This is a genomic window from Terriglobales bacterium, assembly GCA_035624475.1.
Classification (GTDB): Bacteria; Acidobacteriota; Terriglobia; order Terriglobales; family Acidobacteriaceae; genus DASPRL01.
In genome coordinates, this window is the sequence record DASPRL010000335.1 from 1 (window position 1) to 2,878 (window position 2,878).

General features: G+C 68.9%; 3 protein-coding genes. All 3 read right to left on the minus strand.

Translation table 11 applies throughout. The annotated features are described in order from the left end of the window. The coding region (locus VEG08_13245; GenBank protein HXZ28952.1) for a hypothetical protein at positions 1-839 on the minus strand (839 nt) is incomplete at its 3' end. A gap of 59 nt (positions 840-898) precedes the next feature. Further along, positions 899-2,050 carry a trypsin-like peptidase domain-containing protein gene (locus VEG08_13250; GenBank protein HXZ28953.1) on the minus strand — a complete coding sequence of 384 codons (1,152 nt, stop codon included), beginning with the start codon at positions 2,048-2,050 and terminating at the stop codon, positions 899-901. A gap of 93 nt (positions 2,051-2,143) precedes the next feature. Then, on the minus strand, positions 2,144-2,764 hold the full coding sequence (gene coaE / locus VEG08_13255) for a dephospho-CoA kinase (protein HXZ28954.1): 621 nt from the start codon (positions 2,762-2,764) through the stop codon (positions 2,144-2,146). Positions 2,765-2,878: the final 114 nt, after the last annotated feature.

Below are 2,878 nucleotides of genomic sequence, written 5' to 3' on the forward strand. Positions count from 1 at the left end.
GAGACCGACATCGTGGTCCCCGCGGGCTCGTCCTTGCTGAAGATCGGGTGGTAGAGCTGGCCGCCCTGGGGCTGGCGGTCGGGGCCGAGTTCCACCTCCACCGCATGCACCGTGCCCTTGCGCCCCAGCTCCTGCAGGCCGAAGCCCTCGAGCAGCACCTTGTCCGGGATGGGCGCGTCGCTCAACACCAGCACCAGTTTCTCGGGGTCGCCGGGAAAGTCGCGGCGGCCGACGGCGTAGGCGTAGAGGAACTTGGTCTTCTGGTCGTTGACCTTGAAGGAGCCGGAGGCCGCGCCGGGCTGGAGGGCCGCCAGCGCGGCCCGGTCGGCGGCGCTGATGGTGAAGGGATCGGGGGCGATGGCGGCGCGGAAGCTCACGTCGAACTCGTAGTGGTCGTCGCCGAAGGAGCCCTCCTCCGGGGTGAAGAGGCGCCCGGCCACGTTCTGCTCGTCGAAGGTCTGCGCCTCGAAGCGCCGCTCATCCATGGCCATCATGTACCCGTCGGAGAGAATGGGGTGGAAGACGGTCACCGCGAAGGGCTCGCGCCCGGCGTTGAGCGTCACCTGGATGCCGGTGAGCTTCTTCTCCTCGGCCAGCTTGCGCAGGGAGCTGGAAGAGCCCGCCAGCAGCGGGTCCACCGGCTCCGCCGTCAGCAGCACCTCCACGTACTTGTCGGTGTCCTGGGGATTGTTCTTGAAGATGCGGGCATAGGCGTGGCTCAGGGTGACGGCCTGGCCGTTCACGGTGAGCTTGCCTTGGGCGCTACCCATTTCCTGCGCCCAGGCGGGCGCGGCCAGCGCGATAGCGAACACGACCGCGGCGATGCGGCGGAGTCTCATGGCATCCTCCCGGCAGGCGGATACCACCACGCTACGCCGCCCTAAGGTGGGGGGTCAAACTAGCTGCGGTCCTCCGGCAGTTCGCCCAGCACCACCGGGACATCCATCTTCTGCTTGCCGCGGTAGATGGTGACGGTGACCTTGTCGCCGGCGCGGTGCTGGTTCATCACCCGCGAGATGTCGGTGGTGTCCTGGATCTCCTGACCGTCGATGGCCACGATCAGGTCGCCGCCCACCAGGATGGGGATGTTGCCGACGTAGGCGCGCTGGTTGCCGCCGCGCAGCCCGGCCTTCTCCGCCGCCCCGCCGGGCACGGTCTCGATGATGAGCACGCCGGCGTTGGCGGGCAAGCCCATCTGTCCGGCCAGGTCGGGCCCGATGGCCAGAGTGCGGATGCCCAGCGCCGGACGCCGCACCCGCCCCAGCGTGACCAGGTCGTTGAGCACGGCCTTGGCGGTGTTGATGGGGATGGCGAAGCCGATGCCCGAGTTCTGCGCCGCGCTGCCCATGATCATGGTGTTGATGCCGATCACATCGCCGCGCGAGTTCAGCAGCGGCCCCCCGGAGTTGCCGGGATTGATGGCGGCGTCGGTCTGGATGGCCTCGTCGATGAAGGCGCCCTCGGGCGAGCGCACCGAGCGGATGGAGCTGACGATGCCCCGGGTCATGGTGCCGGTCAGCCCGAAGGGGTTGCCGATGGCAAACACCTTCTGCCCTACCACCAGGTGGGAAGAGTCGCCCAGGGTCACCGGCACCAGGTCGGGAGCGGAGATCTGGATGACCGCCAGGTCATGGGAGCGGTCGCTGCCCACCACCCGGGCCGGGTACTTGCGCCGGTTGGCGAGGGTGACCTCGATCTGCTTGGCGCCCTCCACCACGTGGTAGTTGGTGAGGATGTGCCCCTGCTTGTCGAGCACGAAGCCCGAGCCCTGCCCCTGCGCCGGCACCGCCCCGTAGAAGAAGTCGTAGCTCACCACCGTGGAGATGATGTTCACCACCGAGGGCAGCACCTTCTTGTAGACGGCGATGTTGACCTGCTCCTCGGGGTCGAGGCTGGCGGGACCGGCGGCCTCGGTGGTCTCGATGCTCATGGGAGCGGAGACGGGCGAGGACGTGGCCACGCTCTCCGGACGGCTGCGGTGGTAGGTGGTGAGCCAGAAGAAGGCGACCGCCAGGGCCACGGCGATCAGGACTGGACGCAGGGTCTTCATGATGTGCCACCAAAGGGCGGGTCCGCGAGACCCGCGCATCCCTCAAGCATAACGAGACGAGCGGAATCTGTCACATGCGACGCCGCCCGGGCCTCAGGGCTGGCGCGCCAACTCTTGCAGCTCGGCGAAGAGCTTCTCCACCTGGCGCTCGGTCTCGGCGCGCGTGCCCGAGTTGTCGATGAGGAAGTGCGCGGCCGCGGCCTTCTCGGAATCGGGGAGCTGGACGGCCGAGCGCCGCGCCACCTCGGCCTGCGCCGCCTCCAGCGAGATCTTGTGGCGGGCGGCGTAGCGCTCGGCCTTCTGTTCCGGCTTGCAGGTCACCACCACCAGCTTGCCGAAGCGGCGGCCCACGCCGGCTTCCAGGATGAGCGCCGCCTCCACCACCGCGATGGCGTGCGCATCCTTCCTGCCGACCTCCGCCATCCACTGCTCCTGGCGGGCTATGACGGGAGGATGGACGATCCTGTTCAGCTCTTTGACGCGCCCCGCGCCGAAAGCCGCCTCCGCCAGCTTGGCGCGGTCGATCTGGCCGTCGGCCTGCAGGATGCCCGGGCCGAACGCCTTCACCACTTCCTGATAGACGGGCTGGCCGGGGGCCAGGAGCTGGTGGGCGATCTCGTCGGCGTAGATGATGTGGGCGCCGCGGCGGCGCAGCATCTCGGCGACCGTGGTCTTGCCGCAGGCTACCCCGCCGGTGAGCCCGACACGCAGCAACTAGGCGCGCTCCGAAGTCAGCGCCGGCTGCTTGAGGGTGTGGCCGCGGCGCAGCTTGCAGGCCTTGACGGTGTTGGCCATGAGCATGGCGATGGTGAGCGGGCCCACGCCTCC